Source organism: Pinisolibacter sp. DMC100, assembly GCF_056313705.1.
Window position 1 is genome coordinate 1 of record NZ_JBQUZT010000010.1, and the last position, 22,664, is coordinate 22,664.

The 22,664-nt window shown below is 70.1% G+C and carries 23 protein-coding genes; 8 read left to right on the forward strand and 15 right to left on the reverse strand.

Features of this window, described 5'->3' with window-relative positions; translation table 11 throughout:
* Nucleotides 1-300 precede the first annotated feature (300 nt).
* Nucleotides 301-1,077 carry a bestrophin-like domain gene (locus ACT541_RS19460; protein WP_476138847.1) on the forward strand — a complete coding sequence of 259 codons (777 nt, stop codon included), beginning with the start codon at nucleotides 301-303 and terminating at the stop codon, nucleotides 1,075-1,077.
* 4 nt (nucleotides 1,078-1,081) lie between these two features.
* On the opposite strand, the gene ACT541_RS19465 is transcribed toward ACT541_RS19460, so the two are convergent.
* The 4 genes from ACT541_RS19465 to ACT541_RS19480 form a co-directional block, all read right to left on the reverse strand.
* Complete coding sequence (locus ACT541_RS19465) at nucleotides 1,082-2,287, reverse strand: AGE family epimerase/isomerase (protein WP_476138849.1); 1,206 nt, start codon at nucleotides 2,285-2,287, stop codon at nucleotides 1,082-1,084.
* The gene (locus tag ACT541_RS19470) at nucleotides 2,284-2,826 is read right to left on the reverse strand and encodes a D-glycero-alpha-D-manno-heptose-1,7-bisphosphate 7-phosphatase (protein ID WP_476138851.1); all 543 of its coding nucleotides are present in this window, start codon (nucleotides 2,824-2,826) and stop codon (nucleotides 2,284-2,286) included. The genes ACT541_RS19465 and ACT541_RS19470 overlap by 4 nt, the downstream gene beginning before the upstream one ends.
* Nucleotides 2,827-2,882: 56 nt before the next feature.
* Nucleotides 2,883-3,719 carry a 3'(2'),5'-bisphosphate nucleotidase CysQ gene (gene cysQ, locus ACT541_RS19475; RefSeq protein ID WP_476138853.1) on the reverse strand — a complete coding sequence of 279 codons (837 nt, stop codon included), beginning with the start codon at nucleotides 3,717-3,719 and terminating at the stop codon, nucleotides 2,883-2,885.
* A gap of 61 nt (nucleotides 3,720-3,780) precedes the next feature.
* Nucleotides 3,781-4,992 (reverse strand): lytic murein transglycosylase, encoded by a 1,212-nt coding sequence (locus ACT541_RS19480; protein WP_476138855.1) that lies wholly within the window; start codon nucleotides 4,990-4,992, stop codon nucleotides 3,781-3,783.
* A gap of 152 nt (nucleotides 4,993-5,144) precedes the next feature.
* On the opposite strand from ACT541_RS19480, the gene ACT541_RS19485 reads away from it, so the two are divergent.
* From ACT541_RS19485 to ACT541_RS19495, 3 genes are all read left to right on the forward strand, one after another.
* The gene (locus tag ACT541_RS19485; RefSeq protein WP_476138857.1) at nucleotides 5,145-6,521 is read left to right on the forward strand and encodes an MATE family efflux transporter; all 1,377 of its coding nucleotides are present in this window, start codon (nucleotides 5,145-5,147) and stop codon (nucleotides 6,519-6,521) included.
* A gap of 190 nt (nucleotides 6,522-6,711) precedes the next feature.
* Nucleotides 6,712-8,193 carry a methyl-accepting chemotaxis protein gene (locus tag ACT541_RS19490; protein ID WP_476138859.1) on the forward strand — a complete coding sequence of 494 codons (1,482 nt, stop codon included), beginning with the start codon at nucleotides 6,712-6,714 and terminating at the stop codon, nucleotides 8,191-8,193.
* 124 nt (nucleotides 8,194-8,317) lie between these two features.
* Nucleotides 8,318-8,920, forward strand: a complete 603-nt coding sequence (locus tag ACT541_RS19495; RefSeq protein ID WP_476138861.1) for a DsbA family protein — start codon at nucleotides 8,318-8,320, stop codon at nucleotides 8,918-8,920.
* Here ACT541_RS19495 and queG read toward each other — a convergent pair.
* Genes queG through ACT541_RS19520 form a run of 5 tightly spaced genes read right to left on the reverse strand, consistent with a single transcriptional unit; the run spans nucleotide 8,908 to nucleotide 12,511 of the window.
* Nucleotides 8,908-10,083, reverse strand: coding sequence for a tRNA epoxyqueuosine(34) reductase QueG (gene queG / locus ACT541_RS19500; RefSeq protein ID WP_476138863.1), 1,176 nt, complete (start codon nucleotides 10,081-10,083; stop codon nucleotides 8,908-8,910). The two genes, ACT541_RS19495 and queG, sit on opposite strands and share 13 nt — an antisense overlap.
* Nucleotides 10,080-10,529: a DUF1178 family protein gene (locus ACT541_RS19505; RefSeq protein ID WP_476138865.1), complete on the reverse strand. Its 450-nt coding sequence runs from the start codon at nucleotides 10,527-10,529 to the stop codon at nucleotides 10,080-10,082. Before ACT541_RS19505 ends, queG begins: the two co-directional genes overlap by 4 nt.
* On the reverse strand, nucleotides 10,526-11,377 hold the full coding sequence (locus ACT541_RS19510) for a carbon-nitrogen hydrolase family protein (RefSeq protein ID WP_476138867.1): 852 nt from the start codon (nucleotides 11,375-11,377) through the stop codon (nucleotides 10,526-10,528). The genes ACT541_RS19505 and ACT541_RS19510 overlap by 4 nt, the downstream gene beginning before the upstream one ends.
* A gap of 12 nt (nucleotides 11,378-11,389) precedes the next feature.
* Nucleotides 11,390-11,653, reverse strand: a complete 264-nt coding sequence (gene grxC / locus ACT541_RS19515; RefSeq protein WP_476138869.1) for a glutaredoxin 3 — start codon at nucleotides 11,651-11,653, stop codon at nucleotides 11,390-11,392.
* A gap of 36 nt (nucleotides 11,654-11,689) precedes the next feature.
* The gene (locus ACT541_RS19520; protein ID WP_476138871.1) at nucleotides 11,690-12,511 is read right to left on the reverse strand and encodes a ComF family protein; all 822 of its coding nucleotides are present in this window, start codon (nucleotides 12,509-12,511) and stop codon (nucleotides 11,690-11,692) included.
* Nucleotides 12,512-12,621: 110 nt separating this feature from the next.
* Here ACT541_RS19520 and ACT541_RS19525 point away from each other — a divergent pair, with 110 nt between their 5' ends.
* On the forward strand, nucleotides 12,622-13,518 hold the full coding sequence (locus ACT541_RS19525) for a methyltransferase domain-containing protein (RefSeq protein WP_476138873.1): 897 nt from the start codon (nucleotides 12,622-12,624) through the stop codon (nucleotides 13,516-13,518).
* 23 nt (nucleotides 13,519-13,541) lie between these two features.
* On the opposite strand, the gene ACT541_RS19530 is transcribed toward ACT541_RS19525, so the two are convergent.
* From ACT541_RS19530 to ACT541_RS19545, 4 genes are read right to left on the reverse strand one after another with little or no spacing between them, the layout of a single operon-like run.
* Nucleotides 13,542-13,760: a Flp family type IVb pilin gene (locus tag ACT541_RS19530; protein WP_476138875.1), complete on the reverse strand. Its 219-nt coding sequence runs from the start codon at nucleotides 13,758-13,760 to the stop codon at nucleotides 13,542-13,544.
* Between the two features lie 19 nt (nucleotides 13,761-13,779).
* Nucleotides 13,780-14,184, reverse strand: a complete 405-nt coding sequence (gene mutT, locus ACT541_RS19535; protein WP_476138877.1) for an 8-oxo-dGTP diphosphatase MutT — start codon at nucleotides 14,182-14,184, stop codon at nucleotides 13,780-13,782.
* Between the two features lie 5 nt (nucleotides 14,185-14,189).
* A complete protein-coding gene (argJ, locus tag ACT541_RS19540) occupies nucleotides 14,190-15,431 on the reverse strand; it encodes a bifunctional glutamate N-acetyltransferase/amino-acid acetyltransferase ArgJ (RefSeq protein ID WP_476138879.1) in 1,242 nt (413 codons plus the stop codon).
* 60 nt (nucleotides 15,432-15,491) lie between these two features.
* A complete protein-coding gene (locus tag ACT541_RS19545) occupies nucleotides 15,492-15,752 on the reverse strand; it encodes a putative antibiotic biosynthesis monooxygenase (protein WP_476138881.1) in 261 nt (86 codons plus the stop codon).
* 389 nt (nucleotides 15,753-16,141) lie between these two features.
* Between ACT541_RS19545 and ACT541_RS19550 the strand changes: the two genes are divergently transcribed.
* Complete coding sequence (locus ACT541_RS19550) at nucleotides 16,142-16,753, forward strand: TetR/AcrR family transcriptional regulator (protein WP_476138883.1); 612 nt, start codon at nucleotides 16,142-16,144, stop codon at nucleotides 16,751-16,753.
* Nucleotides 16,754-17,035: 282 nt separating this feature from the next.
* On the opposite strand, the gene ACT541_RS19555 is transcribed toward ACT541_RS19550, so the two are convergent.
* A complete protein-coding gene (locus ACT541_RS19555) occupies nucleotides 17,036-17,908 on the reverse strand; it encodes a peptidylprolyl isomerase (protein WP_476138885.1) in 873 nt (290 codons plus the stop codon).
* A 422-nt stretch (nucleotides 17,909-18,330) separates the two neighbouring features.
* On the opposite strand from ACT541_RS19555, the gene secA reads away from it, so the two are divergent.
* A complete protein-coding gene (gene secA / locus ACT541_RS19560) occupies nucleotides 18,331-21,081 on the forward strand; it encodes a preprotein translocase subunit SecA (RefSeq protein ID WP_476138887.1) in 2,751 nt (916 codons plus the stop codon).
* A gap of 160 nt (nucleotides 21,082-21,241) precedes the next feature.
* Nucleotides 21,242-22,099: a GNAT family N-acetyltransferase gene (locus ACT541_RS19565; RefSeq protein ID WP_476138889.1), complete on the forward strand. Its 858-nt coding sequence runs from the start codon at nucleotides 21,242-21,244 to the stop codon at nucleotides 22,097-22,099.
* Nucleotides 22,100-22,155: 56 nt separating this feature from the next.
* Here ACT541_RS19565 and ACT541_RS19570 read toward each other — a convergent pair whose 3' ends face one another.
* Entirely contained in the window at nucleotides 22,156-22,632 is a 477-nt protein-coding gene (locus ACT541_RS19570; RefSeq protein WP_476138891.1) for a 2TM domain-containing protein, read from the reverse strand.
* Between the last annotated feature and the right edge of the window lie 32 nt (nucleotides 22,633-22,664).

Genomic DNA, 22,664 nt, shown 5'->3' on the forward strand with positions numbered 1-22,664 from the left:
CCCGAAGCCGTTCGCCAGAGCGAAGGATTTCGTCGTCAGCAGCGTTGGCCGCCGTCGTTGGACCGGGTTATAGGCCCCACGCTCGGAGGCGTCAACACCCCCGTCACAAAAACTTCGCCGCCCATGGAGGAAAATTCGCGCCCTTAACGGCGAAGCGACGGATTCCGCGGCTCGGGCCTGTGGATATTAACGTCTCGGCCTTCGAAAATCGTCGTTCCGCCCTTCGCTGCGTTTCTCCCCGTATCGACGCTCCCCCGCCCGCGGGCGCAAGATCGCCCCGTCCAAGGGGGAGAATGCGCGATGGATGCGGTCCACTGGGGTGCCTGGGATCACTGGGGCTATGCCGGCATCGCGCTCGTGGGCACGGCGATCGCCTCCGCCCTCCTGATGACGATCCTCAAGTCGGAGCGTCACGCGCCGCGTCTCGCCACGCTCGCCGGCGTCGCCCCGCCCTTCATCAACATCATCGGCGTGCTCTTCGCGCTGACGCTCGCCTTCCTCGGCAACGACACCTGGTCGGCCCACGATCGGGCGATCGATGCCGTCACCCGCGAGGCCGACAGTCTGCAGTCGCTGGTCGCGCTCACCCGCGGTCTCGACGACGAGCGCCGCGCACCCCTCGTTTCCGCCGTGCGCGACTATGCCCGCGCGGCTGCCGAGATCGAATGGCCCCTGCTCGCCCGGCGCGATCACGCGCCCGAAGCCGCCGCGGCCCTCGATCGGCTGCTCGCCCTCGTCGCCGATCGAGGCATCGGTGAGAGGCTCGGCCCCGCCGTCCACGGTCGGGTGCTCGAACAGGTCATCGCCGTGCGCGATGCCCGCGACCGGCGGATCGCCCTCAGCCAGACCCACGTCAATCCGCTGAAGTGGCTGGGCATGGCCTTCCTCGGCTTCGTCACCATGCTGTCGGTCGCCGCCGTCCACGTCGACAATCCGCGCGCGGCGCTGGTGGCGATCGTGCTCTTCGCCGCAGCCGCGGCACCCACCGCGGCGATCGTGTTGATCCAGGGAAATCCGTTCCAGCAACCGACCACCGTGTCGGTCGCCCCGCTCGCGGCGCTGGCGCGCGGCGGCTGATCCGTCAGATCCGGCGGAACAGCGCGTCGACTTCCACCAGTGCGCAGGCGACATGGTAGAGCGTCGAGGCCGGCGGCGGCTCGTCGCGGAAGGTGCCGTCGGCGCGCATGCGCTCGAACCACAGCCCGGCATGGTCGCCATCGACGAAGAGCGCCAACGACCGCGTCGCCGCCGCGAGCCGTTCGAGCGCGTCGGCGCGTTCGTCCGCGTCGCCGGCCGATGCCGCGACCGCGGCCCAGGCCTTCATCCGCTCGGTCTGCGGCCACACCCGCGTCGCCGCGTCGCGCACCGTGAAGTCGTCGAAGAGTTCGGCGATGGCGACGCCGCGTGCCGGATCGACACCGTGATCCTCGCCGACCGCGATCAGCCGGCGGGCGGCGGCGATCGCATCGGCGCGACCGCGCGACCGCGCCCAACCGTCGAGCAGCCAGCCCCATTCGAACTGGTGACCGGGCTCGACGATGCGGCCCTGTTCGCCGGCGATCGGTCGCCAGTCGCCGTCGTAGAATTCGCGCAGCGCACCCGTCGCCGGGTCGATGAAGCGGGAGAGCGCCAGATCGCCGATCTCGTCGGCGAGCCGCGCCCAGTCGGCGCGATCCTCGGCCGGCGCCACCTTCTCCCAGGCGACGGCGGCCTCGAACATGTGCATGTGCGGATTGGCCTCGAGCGGCAGACGTCGTGGCCGCGCCACCTCGAAGCCGGCGACCGGGTGCCCCCATCCCGCCTTGGCGCCGTCGCGGATACCACGCGCCAGGGCCGGCAGATCCTCCGACCCGGTCTCGCCGAAGGCGGCGGCGAGGCCGAAGAGGGCGAAGGCCTGATCGTAGAGTTCGAAGTCAACGTCGTCCGGCGCGCCGCCGCAAAGGGCGGTGCGGATCGCCGTGCCGTCGGGGCCGAGGCAGGCGTGGCGGAACCATTCGAGCCCGTGGAAGACCAGCGCCCGCGAGGGTCCCTGCCAGCCGAGCCGCGCCGCATTGGCGAAGACGAAGAGCTGGCGCCCGACCACCCGGGTGCGCCGCGGCTCCTCGATCGCCGCGCGATCGCGGCCGATCTTCTCGAAGAAGCCGCCGTTCCGGAAATCGACGCCGGTCGTCGCCCACAGCGGCAGGACCTCGTCGACGAACCACGCTCGCTGCGCCTCGAAGGCGGCGAAGGCCTCGGCGCGCGCGGCGGCGAGACGGGCGGCGGAAGACGGGACGGCGACGCTCATGCCTCGATCCTCCGCGCGGCGAGGAGCGGCGCGACGAAGGCGGCGAGATCGCCGCCTGCGAAGAAGTGCCCGGCGATGCCGGCGGCGGCCGCCGCCTCGAGATCGCTCTCTTTGTCGCCGATCAGGAAACTCGTCGCCCGGTCGACCGGCCAATGCGCCATCAGGTCGAGCAACATGCCCGGTCCCGGCTTGCGCCAGTCGCTGTCGCGGCGATAGGCGTCGACGGCGGCGTCCGGCAGATAGGGGCAGAAACGCTCGTCGTCGATCCGCGCGCCGATCCGCGCGAGCCCGTCGCGCAGATGCGCCTGAACGGCATGATGATCGTCCTCGGAATAGTAGCCGCGGGCGATGCCCGACTGGTTGGTGACGACGAAGACGAGATAGCCCGCCTCGTTCGCCGCCCGGACCGCCTCGCGCGCGCCCACGATCCACTCGAAGCGATCGATCGAGCCGATGTAGCCGTGGTCGACGTTGAGGACGCCGTCACGATCGAAGAAGACGGCGGGGCGAAGGTCCCTCGGGCTCGTCTCGTCCTGCATCGCCGTCCTCGTCTCCTGTTGCTCGGGGTCGCGGGATAGCACGCCCGTCGGGTCCGTCAAACGCCGTCCGACGCGGCGACACGACGCGCCACCTCCGCCGCGATCGCCACGGCGCGGGCGCCGAGTGCCGGATCGGCGAAGGCGAGGAACCACGGGTTGGCGAAGCCGCCGGTCCGGTCGCCGCAGGAAAGCGGCCGTCCGGTGAGCCCGACCACCGCGCCGCCCGCAGCCGCGAGCACCGCTTCGCCGGCCGCCGTGTCCCATTCCATCGTCCGCCCGAGGCGGGGATAGAGATCGGCCGCCCCTTCCGCCAGTCGACAGAACTTCAACGACGACCCGGCCGAGACACAGGCGTGATCGCCGAGGGCTTCGAGGAAGGCGTCGGTCTCGGCCCCGCGATGGCTGCGGCTGGCGAGCACCACCGGCGGAACGGCGGCGACCGAACGCACGGCGATCGGCCGCCGTTCGATCGTGCCGTCGGGCGAGACCTTCCCCGCCCAGGCACCCTCGCCGACCCGGCCGGCGAAGATCTCGCCGAGCGCCGGGGCATGGACGATGCCGAAGGTCGGCCGCCCCGCCTCCACCAGCGCGACGTTGACGGTGTATTCGCCGTTGCCGGAAACGAACTCGCGCGTGCCGTCGAGCGGATCGACCAGAAAGAAGCGGTCGCCGAGCGCCCCCGGCACGATGCCGGCGGAAACGCTCTCCTCCGCCACCACCGGCACGTCGGGATGAATGCGGGAAAGCGCCTCGAGCAGGATCGCCTCGGCCTTGCCGTCGGCGATCGTCACCGGGCTGGCGTCGGCCTTGGCGGAGAGCCCGATGTCGCCCTTCGCGACGTCGAGAATGGCGCGCCCGGCGGCGAGCACGGCGTCGATCAACGGATCCGGCAAGTCATCCCCCCTCGCGTCGCGGCCCGAACGAGCCGCACGCCGTGTCGTCGCATCCCGCGGTTCAGCGCGACAGCGCCGCGATCAGCGCCTGATCGGGGAAGGCGTCGGCGGGAAGCCCCAGCGCGACCTGCGCCTTGCGCACCGCCGTCCGGGTCGCCTGACCGACGCGCCCGTCGACCTCTTCGTTCGAATAGCCGTGGCGCCGCAGCAGGGTCTGGAGCTTCCGGACGTCCTCGGTCGACAGCATCGTCACCTGACCGCGGCCACGGTTGATCGGCGGAGCGCCGTTGATCCGCGCGGCATAGACCGCGGCGGTCGTGGCATAGACCATCGCCTTGTTCCAGCCGAGGTAGACGTCGAAGTTGGGATAGGCGAGGAAGGCCGGGCCGTTGCGTCCCATCGGCAGCCACAGCCAGGCCTCGGGCCCGCCCGCGGCGAGCGCGCCGCCGTCACCGCGACGCACCCCGGCGCGCGCCCATTCGGCGCGGGTGGCGTGCACCTCCGGCGAGGCGTTCGACCAGTCCATCTCGGCCGGCACCTGGACGCTCTCGATCCACGGCTCGCCGCGATGCCAGCCCAGCGCCTGGAGGAAGGCGGCGCCCGAGGCCATCGCGTCGGGGATCGAGCGGATGACGTTGGCCTTGCCGTCGCCGTCGAAGTCGGTGCCGTAGCGGGCATAGTCGTGCGGCGAGAACATCAGGTGCCCGAGTTCACCGGCCCAGTCGCCGACCATCTCCTCCGGCGCCAGATCGCCGCGCTCGACCACGCGCAGCAGCCCCTTGAGTTCGGTGCGGAACATCTCGGCGCGGCGGCAGTCGTAGGCGAGCGTCGCCACCGAGGTCGGCGCCCTGTACTTGCCGAGATCGGAGCCGAAATCGGTCTCGAGCCCCCAGAAGGCGACGAGCACCGCGCCGGGCACGCCGTATTTCGCCTCGACCCGACGGAAGAGATCACCGTGCTGAGAGACGAGCCGCGGCCCGCGGGCGAGACGATCCGACGAGATCATCCGGTCGGAGAACTGCAGGAAGCTCTGCTGGAAGACGGCCTGGCCGTGATCGCGCTTGATGATCGCCGGATCGTAGGTGACGCCGGCGAGGCCGCGCTCGATCGCCGATCGCGAGATCCCTTCGGCCGCCGCCTCGCGCTTGAAGCCCTCGAGCCAGCTCTCGAACGACCCGCTGGTGCGGCAGGGCACCTCCGCCTGCGCCGGCACCGCCACGAAGGCGGAGAGGCAGAACACGGCGGAGGCGGCGAATTTCGCTGGGCTGAACATCGAAGGCGGTTCCTTGCGGCTCGTGATTCGCGAGTTTAACGGTCCGACGTGGCCACACGAAGACGGAAATCGTGCGGCATGCGCGGTGCGGGGGTGCCGCCGTCGCGTCGCCGTGCTAGGAACGTCGCCCTCGAACGATCGACCAGCAAGCCATGACCGACCGCCCCTCCCTTGCCGACTGGATGCGCGAAACCCGCGCCACCCTGTCGCTCGCCTGGCCGCTCGTTCTGACGCAGCTGGCGCAGATCGCGCTGTCGACGGTCGACGTGCTGCTGCTCGGCCGGCTCGGCCCGGAGGCGCTCGCCTCGGGCGCGCTGGCGGTCAATCTCTACAACGCCTTCATGCTCTTCGGCGTCGGCGTGATGACGGCGACCATGGCGATGGTGGCGCGCGAGCGCGGCCGCATGGCCCATTCGGTGCGCGAGATCCGCCGCACCTTCCATCAGACGCTCTGGGTCGCCGCCACCCTCGCGCTGCCGATCTGGTGCGTGTTGTGGCAGGCCGAGGCGATCCTCGCCCTGCTCGGCCAGGACCCGGCGCTGGCGCGTCAGGCGGCGTCGATCCTCCGGGTCCTGATGTGGTCGCTGCTGCCCTTCTTCGCCTTCGTCGGCCTGCGCGGCTTCATGGCGGCGATGGAGCGGCCGCTGTGGACGCTGGTGATCGGCCTTCTCGCGGTGCCGGTCGACGCCGCCGTCGGCTGGGCGCTGATCTTCGGCAACTGGGGCGCGCCGCGGCTCGGCGTGGTCGGCGCCGGCTGGGCGACGCTCGCCGCGACCAGCTTCATGTTCGGCACGCTCGCCCTCGTGATCGCCGCCGACCGACGCTTCGCCCGCTACCATCTCTTCGGCCGCGTCTGGCGCTTCGACGCGGCGCGCTGGCGCGAATTCCTCCGCCTCGGCCTGCCGATCGGCCTGATGGTCGCCTTCGAGACGACGATCTTCAACGCCGCCGCCTTCCTCGCCGGCCTCTTCGGCACGGCGACGCTCGCCGCCCACGCGGTGACGCTGCAGATCGCCTCGGTCGCCTTCATGGTGCCGCTCGGCGTGTCGCAGGCCTCGACCGTCCGTGTCGGCACCGCCTTCGGCCGCGACGACCGACGCGGCGTCTTCGTCGCCGGCTGGACCGCGTTCGGCGTCGTCGTCGCCTGCATGGCGGCGACCGCGACCATCATGGTCACCCTGCCGAACCGGCTGATCGGCGCCTTCCTCGATGCCGCCGACCCGAGCGCCGCCGCGACCTTCGCGCTCGCCCGCGGCTTCCTGGCGCTCGCCGCCCTGTTCCAACTGGTCGACGGCATCCAGGTCGTCACCGCCGGCATGCTGCGCGGACTGCACGACACCCGCGTGCCGATGATGCTCGCCGCCGTCGGCTATTGGGGCCTCGGCCTGACCGCCTCGGTGCTGCTGTCGCTGCCCGCCGGCCTCGCCGGTCGCGGCATCTGGATGGGCCTCGCCCTCGGCCTCGGCTCCGTCGCCGTCGCCCTGACGCTGCGCTGGATCCGCCTGACGGGCCGCCCCCGCATCGCCTGAAGCGGACACATCGCCGCAGATCCGCAGAAATCGCCGCGCATTCGACTCATATTTCTCGATGTTGCCGAGAAACATCCGGCATTCCTTCAGGTTAAATTAACGCCCCTACGTCACTTTCGCTCGAAAGCGCCGGATTCCGCCCCCTGCGGACCACCGGGCAACGACGCGAACACGAGGAAACAATCCCTCCATGGCTCTCTTCTCGACCAACCGCAAAGCCGACGCCCGCCTCGAAGCCCTCGACCGGTCGCAGGCCGTGATCGAGTTCGCGCTGGACGGAACGATCATCGATGCCAACGCGAACTTCCTCGCGACGCTCGGCTACGCGATCGGTGAGATCAAGGGCCGAAATCACTCGATGTTCGTCGATCAGGCGACCCGCGAGAGCGAGGACTACCGCCGCTTCTGGAACGACCTGCGTGCCGGCCGCTTCCAGCGTGGCGAATTCGCCCGTGTCGGCAAGGGCGGCCGCGTGGTCTGGATCCAGGCGACCTACAACCCGATCCTCGACCGTACGGGCAAGCCGACGAGCGTCGTCAAATACGCCATCGACGTCACCGAGGAGAGGACCAAGGTCGCCGAGGAACGCGCCCTGATGGCGATGATCGACCGCACCCAGGCGGTGATCTCCTTCGAAATCGACGGCACCATCATCGACGCCAACACCAATTTCCTCTCGACGCTCGGCTACGGCGCGGGAGAGGTGCGCGGCAAGCATCACTCGATGTTCGTCGACACCAAGTATCGCGAGAGCGCCGACTATCGCGCCTTCTGGGAAGCGCTGCGTCAGGGTCGCGCCCAGCAGGGCGAGTTCAAGCGCATCGGCAAGGGCGGCCGCGAGGTGTGGATCCAGGCGACCTACGGACCGGTCGCCGATCTCTCCGGCAAGATCGTCAAGGTGGTGAAGATCGCCACCGACATCACCGACATGGTGCGCGAGCGCATGCGCCGCAACGACGTGCAGAAGGTGATCGACGAGGACCTCGGTGCCATCACCGACGCCGTCTCGCGCACCAACACCCAGGCGGCCACCGCCGTCGCCGCCTCGACCCAGACCTCGTCCAACGTCCAGGCCGTCGCGGCCGGCGCCGAGGAACTCGCCCATTCGGTGTCCGAGATCAGCCGTCAGCTCTCGCATGCGCTGGAGATCACCGGCGAGGCCGTGACCCAGGCCGACACGACCAATGCCACGATCACCACGCTGGTCTCGGCCACGCAGAAGATCGGCGAGGTCGTCGACCTGATCAACTCGATCGCCGCCCAGACCAACCTGCTCGCGCTCAACGCCACGATCGAAGCGGCGCGCGCCGGCGAGGCGGGCCGCGGCTTCGCCGTCGTCGCCTCCGAGGTCAAGAACCTCGCGACCCAGACGTCCAAGGCGACCGACGAGATCGGCGCCCAGATCGCCGAGGTGCAGAACAACACCCGTCAGGCGGTCGACGCCATCTCCGGCATCTCGGCGACCATCGCCAAGATCAACGAGATCTCCACCGCCATCGCCTCCGCCGTCGAGGAACAGGAAGCGGTGACCCGCGACATGTCGGAGAACATGCAGACCGCCGCCCGCGGCGTCGAGGTGATCGACCAGGGCATGCAGGCGATCGCCTCGGCCACCCGCGAGATCGACGACGCCACCCGCAAGGTCAAGGACGCCTCGCGCGCCATCGCCTGATCGACCGGCTCGATCCGACACGTCTTCGAACACCGCCCGCACCCCGGGCGGCGTTTCGCTTTTTCCCTCGACGACCGCGGCGCGATCGGCGAGCCTCGCGGGAAAGGAAGACGGGGGAGCGCCGATGGCCCGGATCGAGTTCTGGTACGAATTCGCGTCGAACTATTCCTGGCTCGCCGCGGTGCGGATCGAGGATCTGGCGCGGGACGCCGGCCACGAGGTGGTCTGGCGGCCCTTCCTGCTCGGCCCGATCTTCCGGGCGCAGGGGTGGAACTCCTCGCCCTTCAATCTCTTCCCCGCCAAGGGCCGCCACATGCGCCGCGACATGGAGCGCATCGCGCAGGCTCGCGGCCTGCCGCTGGTCTGGCCGGCGGTCTTTCCGGCGAACGGCCTCCTCGCCGCCCGCCTGGCGCTGGTCGGCGAGAGGCACGGCTTCGTCGCCGCCTTCAGCCGCGCCGTCTTCGCCGCGGAGTTCCAAGAGGGCCGCGACATTTCCGATCGCATCCTCCTCGCCGAGATCGTGACGTCGCTCGGCCTCGATGCCGAGGCGATGCTGGAGGCGGCCGGATCGGCGGAGACCAAGGCGGCGCTCGTCGCCCGCACCGAGGAGGCGACGGCCCGCGGCATCTTCGGCGCACCGAGCCTCTTCACCCCCGACGGCGAACTCTTCTGGGGCGACGATCGGCTCGAACAGGCGATCGCCTGGACATCGGCTCACCCGGCCTGACGCTCCGCGCCCGCCGCCCATTCCGCGGCGACGTCCGGATCCGTCTCGTCCGCCGCCCGGCGAGCTCGCTCCGCCGCGAAGCCCGCCGGATCGAGCCGCCCGAGCGCCCAGACCGCCGCACCGCGCACCACCGGGGCCGCATCGTCGAGCCGTTCGACGACCGCCGGCACGAAGGCCGGGTCCCCCGTGTTGCCGATGGCGACGAGCACGTTGCGCAGGAAACGGTCGCGGCCGATCCGCTTGACCGGCGAACCGACGAAGAGCGCCCGGAACGCCGCATCGTCGAGCCCGACGAGATCGCCGAGCCGCGGTCGCACCAGTTCGGGCCGCGCGATCAGCTTCGCTTCGCGCGCGGCCTCGGCGAAGCGGTTCCACGGGCAGACGGCGAGACAGTCGTCGCAGCCGTAGATCCGGTCGCCGATCGCGACGCGATGCTCGCGCGGGATCGGCCCGGCGTGTTCGATCGTCAGATAGGAGATGCAGGCCCGCGCATCGATGCGGAAGGGCTCCGGCAGCGCCCCCGTCGGGCAGACGTCGAGGCAGCGCCGGCACGAGCCGCAGTGTTGCTCCTCGGGCACGTCGAACGGCAGCTCCAGCGTCGTGAAGATCGAGCCGATGAAGAACCAGCCGCCGATCCTGCGCGAGATCGCCAGCGTCGACTTCGCCACCCAGGCGAGACCGGCCGCCTGCGCCAGCGGCTTCTCCATCACCGGCGCGGTGTCGACGAAGACCTTGAGGTCGCAAGCGGGCCCTTCCGCCCGCGCCGCGGCGGCGAGTTTGCCGGCGATCTCCTTGAGCCGACCCTTGATCAGTTCGTGATAGTCGCGATGGCGGGCATAGGCCGAGATCTCGCCGCGCCCGTCGTCGCGCGGCCCCTCGAGCGGGTTGGTCTCGGGACCGTAGTCGAAGGCGAAGACCAGGATCGAGCGGACCTCGGGCCACAGCACGCGCGGATCGGCGCGTCGCTCGGCCGTCTCCGCCATCCAGCCCATGGAACCGTGGTGCCCCGCCTCGAGGAAGCCGGCGAGATCGCGCGCGGCGTCGCCCAACGCGGCCGGATCGGCGATGCCGAAGGCGGAGAAGCCGAGCCGTTCGGCCTCGCGCGCCACCAGTCGGCGCAACCGCGGGGCCCTCTCGCCCGATCGTTCGGGCGCGACGGTCAATTGCGCTCTTCCGGCAGTCCCGGCAGCGGCTGGACCTCGATGCCCTCTTCGGAGAGCGAGGAGGCTTCCTCGGTGGTCGCCTCGCCCCAGATGCCCTGATGCTCGACCTCGCCGTAGTGCATCTTGCGGGCTTCCTCGGCGAAACGATCGCCGACGTAGGTGGCGTTCTCGGTCACCTTCTTGCGGATCTCGCGGATGGCGTCGAGCATCATCTTCTGAGCCCGGTCGGGCATCATCACGGTCTGTCGCCGTGCCGCGTCCTCGCGCTCGTCACGGGCGCGGCCGGACTGCACCGACGGCGCCATCAGCCCGCGCGAGATCGCCACCGATCCGCAGATCGGGCAGCTCACCAGACCGTCCGCGACCTGCGCGTCGAAATCGTCGGACGAACGGAACCAGCCCTCGAAGGAATGATCGCGATCGCACACCAGCGTGTAGTGGATCATGGCGTGCCCTCCCCGGCCGCCGACGCGAGTTCGAACGGCCGATCGTGCACCAGCGCCGGAACGCGGCCGCGCATCGTCGCCGACAGTTCCGGATCGACGTCGGCGAAGATCACACCGGGCTCGATCCCGGCTTCGGCGACGACCCGCCCCCAGGGGTCGACGATCAGCGAGTGGCCGAAGGTCTCCCGCCCGTTCTCGTGGACGCCGGCCTGCGCCGCCGCGATCACCCAGGCGCCGTTCTCGATCGCCCGGGCGCGCATCAGCACGTGCCAGTGCGCCTCCCCGGTCGGCCGCGTGAAGGCGGCCGGGATCGCCAGCATCGTCGCCCCGCCGTCGCGGCAGAGCGTTCGGTAGAGATGCGGGAAGCGCAGGTCGTAGCAGACCGTGAGGCCGAGCCGGCCGAAGGGCAGATCGACGGTGACGGCACGATCGCCGGCGACGTAGCGCGCGCTCTCGCGATAGACCTGCCCGTCGGCGAGCTGCACGTCGAAGAGATGGATCTTGTCGTAGCGCGCCAGGATCTCACCGGTCGGCGCGATGACGAAGGCGCGGTTCGCCGCCTTGGTGCCGTCGCCGACCTTGATCGCCAGCGAACCGAGGTGGAGGTGGATGCCCAGCTCCTTCGCCAGCCCGCGGGCATGGGCGAGCGTGCGATCGCCGTCCTCGAAGGCCAGCGTCTCGAACAGGCGCTTGGGGTCCTCGTCCATGATGCCGGTGGTCTCCGGCGTCTGGACATAGACCGCCCCGCCGGCCGCCGCCTCGCGCACCAGTGCGTCCATCGCCGCGATGTTGCCGTCGACCGAACGCGACGAGGTCATCTGGACGAGAGCAACGCGGAATGCGGTCATCACGGGTGTCCTTCAGGCCCCGGCGAGCAGCGGGTCGAGCCCGCCGCGCGCGTCGAGCGCATGGAGATCGTCGCAGCCGCCGACATGGGTCGCGCCGACGAAGATCTGAGGGAATGTATTGCGCCCCGACGCCGCGACCATCTCGCCGCGCACCGCCGGATCGCGGCTGGCGTTCTTCTCCTCGAAGGCGACGCCCTTGGAGGTCAGCAGCGCCTTGGCCATCGTGCAATAGGGGCAACCGTCGCGGGTGTAGACGAGAACGTGCGGCGTGGTCATCGATTCCTGCTTCGAACGCGGTTTCTCTCCCTCACCTCATATCGCGAGCGGACCGCCGGGAGCAACCCGCGCGAAGGTCAGCACGTCGACCCGGATCGCCCCCGCCCGCTTGAGCGCCCGCGTCGCCGCACTCGCCGTCGCTCCGGTGGTCAGGACGTCGTCGACGAGCACCACCCGCCGCCCGGCGACCGAGGCCTTGCGCGAGGCCGGCACGCGGAAGGCACCGCGCACGTTCGCCTGCCGTTCGGCCTCGGCGAGGCCGACCTGCGGCCGCGTCGCGCGGATGCGCATCAGGGCGGCGGTGTCGACCGGCACCCCGGTCGCCCGACCGATCTCGAAGGCCATCAGCGCCGCCTGATTGAAGGTCCTGACCCACAGTCGATTGCGATGGAGCGGCATCGGCACCAGGAGATCGGCATCGCCGAGGATCTCGCGCCCCGCCCGCGCCGTCATCCGGCCGACCAGCCGCGCCGCTTCCGTGCGGTCGCGATACTTCAGCGCCCGCACGAGTTCGCAGGCCGCCCCCTCGTAGAGCACCGCCGCCCGCGCCCGGTCGAAGACCGGCGGATCGGCGATGGCCGAGGCCGACAGCGCGCCGGGGCCGATGTCGTAGCCGAAGGGAATGCCGAGCCGTTCGCAATAGGGCCGTTCGATCTGGCGCAGCCCCGACCAGCAGTCGCCGCACAGCGCGTGCGCCCGCTCGACCGGCTTGCGGCAGGCGGTGCAGACCGGCGGCAGCACGAGATCGAAGAGCCCGCTGCCGACCCGCCGCGCCTCGTCCATCAGCCGGGCGAGAATGCGGGCGGCGATCGGCTCGCGCAGATCTTCCTCGGCTTCCTCGTCCCCCTTGCGCCCCATGGTCGACGCCTCCCGCACGAAGACTAGGCCGGTTCGCGTGGCCACGCGAGCGCCTTCCCATGCGGCAGCCCCCTTTGACGCGGCCCGTCGGGCCGTGCGAAGCAGGAGCCATGTCGATGCCGCCCCGCCTGTTCGATCGCGCCCTCCTCGCCGCCCGCCGAGCCCGTGCCCGTGCCCGGCCGCGTCCCGGCGCCGATTTCCTCCTCGCCCGCGTCGCCGAAGACCTCGACGATCGGCTGGCGACGGTGCTGCGCCGCTTCGAGCGCGCCGTCGATCTCGGCGCCTTCGCCGGTGCCGGCGCCGCCCGGCTCGCCGCCTCGGGCAAGGTCGGTCACGTCGTCACCGCCGGCCCCGACGCCGGATCGGTCGATCTCGTGGCCGACGAAGAGGCCCTGCCCTTCGCGCCCGCGAGCCTCGATCTCGTCGTCTCGCTCCTGTCGCTGCATCTCGTCGACGACCTGCCCGGCACGCTGGTGCAGATCCGCCGCGCCCTGGTGCCGGACGGTCTGTTCCTGGCGAGCCTGCTCGGCGGCCAGACGCTGCACGAGTTGCGCGACAGCCTCGCCGCCGCCGAGATCGAGCTGACCGGCGGCCTCTCGCCGCGCGTCGTGCCCTTCCTCGACATGCGCGATCTCGGCGGCCTCCTGCAGCGCGCCGGCTTCGCCCTGCCGGTGACCGACACCGACCGCGTCACCGTGCGCTACGCCAGCCTGTTCGATCTGATGGCCGATCTCCGGGCGATGGGGGCGACCAATCCGTTGGTCGAGCGTTCGCGCCGGCCGACCTCGCGGGCGTTCTTCCTGCGCGCCGCCGAGATCTATGCCGAACGCCACGCCGATCCCGACGGGCGCATCCGCGCCACCTTCGAGATCGTCTCGGCCTCGGGCTGGGTGCCGCACGAGAGCCAGCAGAAGCCGCTGCGCCCCGGCAGTGCCGCCATGCGACTGGCCGACGCGCTCCAGACGCGCGAAATCACCCTCGGTGAGGACACCGAAGGCGAGAGGTGATCCGACCGACGGATCGATGTCTCTCAGTTGGCGTTCTGCATGGCGTTGACCGCCTTGCCCGACATGCTCGTCCAGGCGTCGCCGACGCCGCCGCCGGTCGAACCGACCCCGGCGACGATCACCAGAATGATCAGCGCGGCGATCAGCCCGTACTCGACGGCCGTCGCGCCTCGCTCGTCCCGGGCAAGCGCGGCGATCAGGCGCTGGGCGGAGCTTCCCGGTGTCTCGTCGTGGTCACACATCGCTTCGCATTCGGCTGCCTCACCTCAGGAGTTCCAGGAGGTGGGGGATGATCGGCTCGTCCGCCGGCGGCATCGGGAACTCGCGCAGACGTTGTGGACGAACCCAGCTGAGTTCCTGCCCCTCGCGCCCGACGACGGTCCCCGTCCATCGACGGCATACCCAGAGTGGCATGAGCAGATGAAAATTCTCATAACCGTGGCTGGCGAATGTCAGGGGTGCGAGACAGGCCTCCTTGACCTCGATCCCGAGCTCCTCGTGGAGCTCGCGGATCAGCGTCTCTTCCGGCCGCTCGCCCGGCTCGACCTTGCCGCCGGGGAATTCCCACAGGCCCGCCATGGACTTGCCTTCGGGGCGCCGAGCGAGCAGCACGCGCCCGTCGGCATCGACGAGCGCCACCGCGGCGACGAGGACGATTCGCGCCATGCGCCTCAGCTCCGATAGTCGCCGTTGATGGCGACGTATTCCTTGGTGAGATCGCAGGTGTAGACCCGGTCCGACGCGTCGCCGAGACCGATCTCGACGCGAATGTCGATCTCGTCCTGCTTCATGTGGGCCGAAGCGGCGGCCTCCGAATAGGCCGGATCGCGCTCGCCCTCGACCGCCACGCGGACGTCGCCGAACCAGATCGCCAGCCGGTCGCGGTCGGCCGGCTCGCCGGCCTTGCCCACCGCCATGACGACGCGACCCCAGTTGGCGTCCTCGCCGGCGATCGCCGTCTTCACCAGCGGCGAGTTGGCGATCGACATGGCGATCCGCCGCGCCGACGCCTTGGAGACCGCGCCCTCGACGGTGACGGTGACGAACTTGCGCGCGCCCTCGCCGTCGCGGGCGACGAGCCGGGCGAGATCGAGCATCACGCCCTCGAGCGCCGCCTTGAAGGCCGGCAGACGCGGATCGTCGGCCGAGCCGATCGGCGCCTGGCCACGCGCGGCGGCCTTGCCCGTGGCGAAGGCGATGACCGTGTCGGAGGTCGAGGTGTCGCCGTCGATGGTCAGCGCGTTGTAGCTGTCGACGACGCCGGCCGAGACCAGACCCTGCAGCACCGCCGGATCGATCGCGACGTCGGTGAAGACGAAGGAGAGCATCGTCGCCATGTCGGGGGCGATCATGCCGGCGCCCTTGGCGATGCCGTTGATCGAGACCGCGACACCGCCGAGGTCGACCGTGCGGGTCGCGACCTTCGGGAAGGTGTCGGTGGTCATGATCGCCTCGGCCGCCGCGATGTAGGGGCCGTCGGCCACCCGCGTCGCGGTCTCGGCGAGCACGCCCTCGAACTTCGTCGGATCGAGCGGTTCGCCGATCACGCCGGTCGAGGCGAGGAAGACCTCCGACGGGGCGCAGCCGACGGCACGGGCGGCGATGTCGGCGGTGATCGTCACCGTCTCGACGCCCTTGCGACCGGTGAAGGCGTTGGCATTGCCGGAATTGACCACCAGCGCGCGGGCGGTGCCGCCGGTGAGGTTCTTCCGGCACCAGTCGACCGGCGCCGACGGGCACTTCGAGGTGGTGAAGACGCCCGCGACCGTCGTGCCGGGATCGAAGATCGCCAAGAGCACGTCGGTGCGGTTCTTGTACTTGATCCCGGCTTCGGCGGTGGCGAAGCGGACGCCTTCGATCGCCGGAAGGGTCGGGTTCGACTTGGGCGCGAGCGGCGAGACGGCGTGAGACATCGGATCGGTCACCTCGAGAAAGGACGGTCGCCGCCCGGTTTATCCGCCCCTCGCCCGCCGTCAAGGACTCTCGTCACAGGTTGCCCCTGCGGCGATCCAGCTCCCGGCGAGGCGCTGCACCAGCGGGATGATCGCGAAGACCATGCCCGAGACCATCAACGGAACGATGACGAGGGTGCGAAGCGGCAGCGGCCAGGCCGCCGTCCACGGCGAGAAGAGCTCGAGCAGCACCGTGATCAACGGCCACGCCCCGAGCATGACGCAGAGCGCGAAACGGACGCGCGGCGGCGTGAGGCGCCTCGGCGACAGACGCGACGCCACGGAGCGCCGGACCGACGGGCGCGGCGACGCGGGCTGCGCCGGCGAGGGATGCGCCGATCGGGCCGGCGGCTGCGCCCGCGAGCACGACGGCGCCGACGCCGACCGCAGCGGCGACGAAGACGAAGACGAAGACGAATGCGGATGCGGATGCGGATGCGGCGAAGAAGACGGATGTGGCGAAGAACGATCCTGGCCCATGACGGCACCTCCCGGACGGAACGATAATCGAAACGGCTCGTTTCGTTTCTATAAACTGAACGACCCGTTTCGTTTCGTCAAGAGGGGTGTTAGCATCGCCGTGCACGCAGCGACGTCCGCCGCGAAACCGCCGTCGCGGCCGACCGCCGCGGCGTCCGCGCGTCGCGCTGCCCGTGCCGAGGAGACCGTCGATGTCCGAAACCCCTGCCGAGACCGATCGGGCGCCGCACCGCCGCTCCGCCGGCCCGCGCCGCAGCGATGCCTCGCATCGGGCCATCCTCGACGCCGCCGAACGGCTGCTGGCCGAGAAGGGACCGGCCGGCCTCACCTTCGAGGCGGTCGCCCGTCTCGCCGGCGCCGGCAAGCCGACGATCTATCGCTGGTGGCCGACCCGCACGGCGCTGATGCTCGAGGTCTACGACCGCCGCAAGGTCGACGCCCTGTCGCGGCCCGACACCGGCAGCCTCGCCGGCGACCTGACCATTCTTCTCGGCGAGCTGTGGCGTTTCTGGCGCGAGGGCCCGGCGGGACGGGCCTATGCCGCGATCATCGCCGACGCCCAGAACGACGCCGCCGCCCAGGCCGCCTTCGCCGCGGTTCTGGCCGATCCCGACTTCCCGCTGACGCCGATCTTCGCCCGCGCCGTCGCCCGCGGCGAGATCGCCGACGCCGCCACCGCCGCGGTGCTGCGCGAATACGTCGCCGCGCTGAACTGGTTCCGCCTGCTCACCGGCCGCCTCGACGAGGCCGACATCCCCGCCCTCGTCGCCGGCCTGGTCGGCACCCTGCCGCACAAGGGGTGACACCGAAGACTCGAAGCTACGACCTTTATCGCCGTCGCGAAGGCCCTTCATGCTGAGGTGCGAGCGCAAGCGAGCCTCGAAGCGCGAAGGACCGTGGGGCACGCCCCGTCGACGACTTCGCCCTTCGAGGCCCGGCTTTGCCGGGCACCTCAGGGTGAAGCCGAACAGAAACGAGAGAACCGAAACGTCCTACGTCCGACCTGAGGCGCCTCGCAAAAAGAAGAGCCCCGGGCCTTGCGGACCGGGGCTCTTCGCATCGCGTCGTCGAACGACGGCGTTCGATCACTTCGCCGGAGCGGCCGGCGCAGCCGGGGCCGCGGGGGTCGGCGTCGCCGCCTTGATCGCCGCGTCGTCGACCTCGATCTTGGCGGCCTTCTTCAGCGCGTCGAGCTTCTGGGTGAAGACGTCGCCGATCACCGCCTGACGCACCTGATCCTTGACGTCGTCGAGGCTCGGGACCGGCTGCTTGCGCTTCTCCTCGAGCTTGATGACGTGGAAGCCGAACTGCGTCTTGACCGGCGCCTTGGCGGTCTCGCCCGGCTTCAGCTCCGCGACGGCCTTCTCGAAGTCCGGCACCATGTCGCCGGCGGCGAACCAGCCGAGGTCGCCGCCTTGCTTGGCCGAGCCCGGATCCTGCGACTTCTCCTCGGCGATCTTGGCGAAGTCGCCGCCCTTGGCGAGATCGGCGAGGATGGCCTTGGCCTCGTCCTCGGTCTTCACCAGCACGTGGCGGGCGTGGAACTCTTCCGGCGGGTTGAAGCCGGCGGCGTCCTTGTCGTAGCGCGCCTTGACCATCTCCGGCGTCACCGAGCCCTCGACCTTCGACTTCACGTACTCGGCGACCAGCAGCTGGGTGCGGACCTGGGCGATGCGCGCCTTGTAGTTCGGGCTGTCCTCGAGACCGTCCTTGGCGGCGGCCGCGGCGATGACGCGCATGTCGACCAGACGGTCGACCACGGTCTTCAGCCGCTCGGCCTCCGGCAGCTGGGCGAGCTGCGGCCCGAGCGAGGCCATCATCGCGGAGACGTCGGCCTGGGTGATCGCCTGGCCGTCGACCCGGGCGAAGACCTTGTCCTCGGCCATGGCCGCGCCGCCGAGGGCGATGCCGGCGAGAAGAGCGAGCGCGAGAGTGCGGAAGCTGCGGGTGCGGTTCATGGAGGAAGCGTTCCTGAAGACGGTGCGGGCAGGGCCGCGGAAGGGCGGGAGGGTCCGGTTCGCCGGCGCCTGGACGGCCCCGGCCTCGCGACGAGAGGGGACGGCCGATGTGGCGAACATATGACGCCGACCCTCCGTCGGACTTGACGAAGGTCGATTCGACGCGAGATTGGCGCGTCGCCGCGCCGTTGACAACCGCGGACCCCACTCTTATCTCGGACGTGCCGCCCGCGCCCCTCGGGTGCGGGCGTCGTTCGGCCGTGTTCGAACCTCGAGCCACCCGCCCCGCGTCGCACCCTCGTCGCATTCGGTCGGCAATGGGAGGAGCGCCGCGCCGGCGACCGCGGGATACGCCCGCGGGATCGGGTTGCGTCTTTCGACGCCGCCCGCCACAGAAGCCACGACCTCGAGGAAGGGCCAAGATGATCGGCCTCGGAACGCTCGCCAAGAAGCTCTTCGGCACCGCCAACGACCGCAAGATCAAGATGTATCGTCCGCGGGTCGATGCCATCGCCGCCCTCGAGCCCGAGCTCGTCAAGCTGACGGACGACGAACTGCGCGATCGCACGCGGCAGTTCCGCGAACAGCTCGCCGCCGGAACCGATCTCGACGATCTCCTCGTCCCCGCCTTCGCCACCGTGCGCGAAGCGGCCAAGCGCGTCATCGGCCAGCGTCACTACGACGTGCAGATGATCGGCGGCATGGTCCTCCACGAGGGCAAGATCTCGGAGATGAAGACCGGCGAAGGCAAGACGCTGGTCGCCACCCTCGCGGTCTATCTCAACGCGCTGCCGGCCAAGGGCGTCCACGTCGTCACCGTCAACGACTACCTCGCCAAGCGCGACGCCGAGTGGATGGCGCAGATCTACGGCTTCCTCGGGCTGACCACGGGCGTCATCGTCCACGGCATGTCCGACGAGGAGCGCAAGGCCGCCTACGCCTGCGACGTCACCTACGGCACCAACAACGAGCTCGGCTTCGACTATCTGCGCGACAACATGAAGTACGAGTTCGAGCAGATGGTGCAGCGCGGTCACGCCTACGCCATCGTCGACGAGGTGGACAGCATCCTGATCGACGAGGCGCGCACGCCGCTGATCATCTCCGGCCCGCTCGACGACCGCTCCGACCTCTACAACACCATCGACCGCTTCATCCCGGGCCTCAAGGCCAAGGAGGACTACGAGGTCGACGAGAAGCAGCGCTCCTCGTCCTTCACCGAAGCCGGCATGGTCAAGATCGAGCAGCAGCTCGCCGCCGCCGGCCTCCTCAAGGGCGACAATCTCTACGACGTCGAGAACGTCACCGTCGTCCACCACGTCAATCAGGCGCTGCGTGCCTACACGCTGTTCCAGCGCGACAAGGACTACATCGTCAAGGGCGGCGAGGTCATCATCATCGACGAGTTCACCGGCCGCATGATGCCCGGTCGTCGCTATTCGGAAGGCCTGCACCAGGCGCTCGAGGCCAAGGAACGCGTCCAGATCCAGCCCGAGAACCAGACCCTCGCCTCGATCACCTTCCAGAACTACTTCCGCATGTACGAGAAGCTCGCCGGCATGACCGGTACGGCGCTGACCGAAGCGGACGAGTTCCTCGACATCTACGGGCTCGAAGTGCTCGAGATCCCGACCAATCTGCCGATTTCCCGCGTCGACGAGGACGACGAGGTCTATCGCACCGAGGCCGAGAAGCTGCGCGCGGTGATCCGTCTGATCACCGAATGCCACGAGGCCGGCCAGCCGATCCTCGTCGGTACGACGTCGATCGAGAAGTCCGAGCATCTGGCCGAGGAGCTGAAGAAGGAGGGTTACCGCCAGGTCGACCTGACCGATCCTTCGGCGATCGCCATGATCTACAAGGGCGCCGACGGCGAGAAGGTCTTCACCGTCCTGAACGCCCGCTATCACGAGCAGGAAGCCGTGATCGTGGCGCAGGCGGGTCTGCCCGGTGCCATCACCATCGCCACCAACATGGCCGGCCGCGGCACCGACATCCAGCTCGGCGGCAACGCCGACATGCGCATCCGCTACGAGCTCGCCGAGGTGCCGGAAGGCCCCGGCCGCGACGAGGCCGCCAGCGCGATCCGTGCCTCCGTCGCCTTGCTCAAGGAGAAGGCGCTGAAGGCCGGCGGTCTCTACGTGCTCGGCACCGAGCGCCACGAGAGCCGCCGCATCGACAACCAGCTGCGCGGCCGCTCCGGCCGTCAGGGCGACCCCGGCCACTCCAAGTTCTTCCTGTCGCTGCAGGACGATCTGATGCGCATCTTCGGCACCGACCGCATGGACGGCATGCTGCAGAAGCTCGGTCTCAAGGAGGACGAGGCGATCGTCCATCCCTGGATCAACAAGGCTCTGGAGAAGGCGCAGCAGAAGGTCGAGGCCCGCAACTTCGACATCCGCAAGAACATCCTCAAGTTCGACAACGTCATGAACGACCAGCGCAAGGTGGTCTTCGAGCAGCGCGTCGAGCTGATGACCGGCGAGGACGTCGAGGAGACCGTGACGTCGATGCGTCACGACGCCATCCACGACCTCGTCAAGAAGCACATCCCCGAGCACGCCTATCCCGAACAGTGGGACGTGCCCGGCCTGCACGACGAGATCGCCGACATGCTCGGCATGGAACTGGCGATCTCCGACTGGGCCAAGGAAGAGGGCATCGCCGAGGACGAGGTGATCCACCGCGTCACCGCCGCCGCCGACGCCATCATGGACGACAAGACCGAGCGCTTCGGTCCCGAGACCATGCGCTACGTCGAGAAGGCCGTGCTGCTGCAGACCCTCGACCACCTGTGGCGCGAGCATCTCGTCACCCTCGACCACCTGCGTCAGGTCATCGGCTTCCGCGGCTACGCCCAGCGCGATCCGCTGAACGAGTACAAGACCGAGGCCTTCACCCTGTTCGAGGCCCTGCTGACCGGCCTGCGCCGCGCCGTCACCGCCCAGATGATGCGCGTCGAACTGGCCCCGGCCGAGCCGCAGCCGATCGAAGGCGTCGCGGCGAGCCATCTCGACGCCTCGACCGGTCGCGACCAGATCACTGGCGACGCGCCGCTCGGCCGCGCCGTCGATCCGGCCGATCCGACCACCTGGGGCCAGGTCGCGCGCAACGCGCCCTGCCCCTGCGGCTCGGGCAAGAAGTACAAGCACTGCCACGGCGCCTTCGCCTGACCGGGCGACGCCACCACCTTCGCGAAGGCCGCCTCCGGGCGGCCTTCGTCGTTTCGGGGGGACTCGGGGGCGCGACGTCGTGGAGACGTGCTACGACACGACGGGCATCACGGGTCCCATGCCGTGGACTGCCCGCTCCTCCCGAGGGAGACCACCTCCGATGTCGGATCTCGTCTACCGTTGCGACTACGCCGGCACGCCCTGCGGACGGGGCGAACTGGCGCGGCTGATCCGCGACGTCTTCGCACTCGACGTCTCGCCCCTCGATCGGCTCGGCCACGATCCGAGCGTCTTCGCCTTCGGCTGGTGGCACGGCGACGCGTTGGTCGCCAACGTGAGCCTCTTCGACATGACCCTGTGGCTCGACGGGTGCCGCGTCGAGGCCCTCGGGGTGCAGTCGGTGGCGGTGCGGCCCGATTGGCGCGGCCGCGGTCTCTTCCGCGATCTGATGACGAGGGCGCTCACCCATGCCGAGACGCGGAGCGATCGCCTCGTCCTCTACACCGGAACCCCGTCGCTCTACCGCCCCTTCGGCTTTCGCCCGATCGGCGAGACCGTCTTCGAAGGCCCGATCGCCGCGACGGGCGCCGCCACGAACCGCCGCCGCCTGTCGCTCGGCGACGACGCCGATCTCGCCCTCGTCCACGCACTCTTCGCCCGCCGGACCCCGGTCTCCCGCGTCTGTGCGGGGGTCGATCATCCGGCACTCTTCCTCCTCGAGGCGGTGGAGAGCCCGGAGATCACCCTCTTTCATCTCCCCGATCTCGACGCCGTCGTGGCGATCGAGGAGGACGAGACCGTCCTCGAGCTCCTCGACGTCGTCGCGCCCGAGATCCCGCCGCTCACGGCGATCGCCGCGGCGTTGGGGACCACCGCCGCGTTCGCCAGGGTCCACGTCACCCCCGATCGCCTCGACTGGCGCGCGGCGCGGCCCGTCGCCGACGAGACCGGCCTGATGGTACGCGGGCCCTGGCTCGCGCCGGGAACCCCGGCCATCCTGTCGCCGATGCACGTCTGAGGAACGGCCCGACGGGCGGGGAGGCCGCGACGGCCGCAGCCCCCCCGTCGGTTGCGTCACAGCGGCCGGCCGAGCCGCTTCTCCAGCTCGCGCCGTTCCCAGGCCGGCCCCCAGACCGAGAAGCCGGAGAGGCGCAGCGCCCTGAAGGCGAGCCCCAGCCCCCAGAACAGTGCCGGATAGACAGCCCAGGGATGCTGTGGCGCGACGACGAAATTGAGCGCCGCGAGTGCGGGGATCACCACCGCATAGGCGACGAGCCCGATCTGGAGGCGGCGCTTCTGCCGGATGTGGTCGACGGCGAGCAGAAGCTCGGCGTCGAGCGACGAGGTGACGGGTGCGGTGATGTCTGTCATGGCGGGTTCCCTCAGGGTCGAGAAGTCGACGTCGAAGGCAGCGGCCAGGGACTTCAGGGACTCGACGCTCGCCGTCTCGCCCCGTTCGATGCGTTGGATGGTGCGGACGCTGAGACCGCTGACGAGCGCCAGCTGTTCCTGCGTCCACCCCTTCTTCAGTCTCTCGATCTGTACCGACATCGAAACGCCCTCCGTCTGCCACCCGGAGAGTG